The sequence below is a fragment of the Dietzia sp. B44 genome (assembly GCF_014145245.1).
Classification (GTDB): domain Bacteria; phylum Actinomycetota; class Actinomycetes; order Mycobacteriales; family Mycobacteriaceae; genus Dietzia; species Dietzia natronolimnaea.
This window is the reverse complement of record NZ_JAALEF010000158.1, coordinates 1-2,043: the sequence shown is the minus strand read 5'-3', so window position 1 is coordinate 2,043 and position 2,043 is coordinate 1. Positions and strand designations below refer to the sequence as shown.

Genomic DNA, 2,043 nt, shown 5'->3' with positions numbered 1-2,043 from the left:
GCGCCGCCGCCCGGGCGCGCCCCCGCTTGCGGGCCTCCTCGCGGACGCGGCGCAGCACCGTCGCGGGATCGTCCCACCCCACCCAGCCTGCCAACTGCCGGGCGTACTCGTCACGCAGGGCCGAGTCGCGGATGTCCGCCACCACCGGCACGGTCTGGCGGAGCGCCTCGACCCGGCCCTCCGCGTGGTCGAGATCGTATTCCTCGAGCATGGAGCGGATGGCGAACTCGAACATCGGCACCCGGGCCGAGATCAGATCGCGGACGGCCGCGTCGCCCTTCTTCTGGCGGATGTCGCAGGGGTCCTGACCGGCGGGGGCCACCGCCACGAAGGTGCGGCCGGAGAACTGCTGGTCCCCGGAGAACGCCCGCATCGCGGCCTTCTTTCCGGCCTCGTCGCCGTCGAAGGTGTAGATGATCTCGCCGCGGAAGTAGTTGTCGTCCAACATCAGTCGCCGGAGGGTGGACAGGTGGTCCTCACCGAACGCGGTGCCACACGCCGCCACGGCCGTGGTCACGCCGGCCGCGTGCATGGCCATGACATCCGTATAGCCCTCCACGACCACCGCCCGGCGCTGGGCGGCGACGTCCCGCTTGGCCAGGTCCAGTCCGAACAGCACCTGCGACTTCTTGTAGAGCATCGTCTCCGGCGTGTTCATGTACTTGCCCAGGGTGTCGTCCTCGAAGAGCTTGCGGGCGCCGAACCCGATCACCTCCCCCGCGAGATTGCGGATGGGCCACAGCAGGCGCCGGTGGAACCGGTCGATCAGCGTCCCCCGTGAGCTGGTCTTGGACAGTCCCGCCGACTCCAGCTCCTTGGGCTCGAAACCCTGCCGCATCAGGTGTTTGCTCATGGTGTCCCAGCCCGTGGGCGCGTACCCGCACCCGAAGCGCTCGGCGTGGGAGAGGTCGAAGCCGCGGTCGGTGAGGAACGCGCGTGCGATCTCGGCCTCCGCGTCCTGATGGAGTCGCTCGGCGTAGAACTTCTGCGCGGCGGCGTTGGCCTGGACCAGTCGCGAACGGGTCCCGCGGTCGCGCTGGATCACCTGCCCGCCGCCCTCGTAGGAGATGCGGTAGCCGATCCTGTCCGCGAGCTGCTCCACCGCCTCGACGAAGCTGATGTGCTCCATCTTCATGAGGAAGGCGAACACGTCGCCGCCCTCACCGGTGGAGAAGCAGTGGAAATAGCCGTGCTGCGGACGAACGTGGAACGAGGGCGTCTTCTCGTCCTTGAACGGGGACAGCCCCTTCATCGAATCCGCGCCGCCTGGTTTGAGCGCGACGTACTCGCCGACGACCTCCTCGATGCGAGTGCGTTCGCGGATCGCGGCGATGTCCTGCTCCGGAATCCGCCCTGCCATGCCGCCCAGAGTAACCGCCCGGGCAGGAGACCGGCGTGCCCCCTGCGACGGGCCGATACGCTGGCCGCATGATCGCACCCCCACCCCGCCCCCTCGCCGTCCGGAGCCCACGGTCCCGCACGGTGGCGGCCGTCGCGCTCCTGTCGGCGTTCCTCGTCAGCCTGGTCGGGTGGGCGGCGCCCTCCGCCTCGGCGGAACCGCCGTTCCGGCTGCAGCAGCAGGTCACGGATTCCGCGGGCGTGCTGGGTGCGGATACCGCCGCCGTGGAGAGCCGGCTCGCCGAACTCAGGTCGACCGACAACATCCAGCTCTGGGTGACCTACGTCGACAGCTTCGACGGCGTGCCGGTCCAGCAGTGGGCGCAGGAGACGGCCCGGCTGTCCGACCTCGGCGCCTCCGACGTGCTGCTCGCGGTGGCCGTGCAGGACCGCGGCTACTGGTTCGAATCCACCGACCAGCGCGCGGACCAGCGGATCGCCGACCGGGACATCGAACCGCGACTGGCGGCCGGTGACTGGGCAGGTGCGGCCATCGGCGCGGCCGACGGGCTCGAACGACAGGGCTCGGGCTCCGGGCTCTCCGGTGGGGCCCTGCTGGGGATCATCGCGGTGATCGTCGCCGTGGTGGCCGCGGTCCTGCTGATCAGCCGCCGACGCCGGTCCACCCGCACGGCCAGGCAGGCC

2 protein-coding genes are annotated in these 2,043 nt (G+C 70.6%); one reads left to right on the top strand and one right to left on the bottom strand.

Features of this window, described 5'->3' with window-relative positions:
• The coding region (gene dnaG / locus G6017_RS06210) for a DNA primase (protein ID WP_182616481.1) at positions 1-1,360 on the bottom strand (1,360 nt) is incomplete at its 3' end.
• Between the two features lie 68 nt (positions 1,361-1,428).
• Here dnaG and G6017_RS06205 point away from each other — a divergent pair.
• Positions 1,429-2,043, top strand: a 615-nt coding sequence (locus G6017_RS06205) for a TPM domain-containing protein (protein WP_182616479.1), incomplete at its 3' end; no start/stop codon positions are given.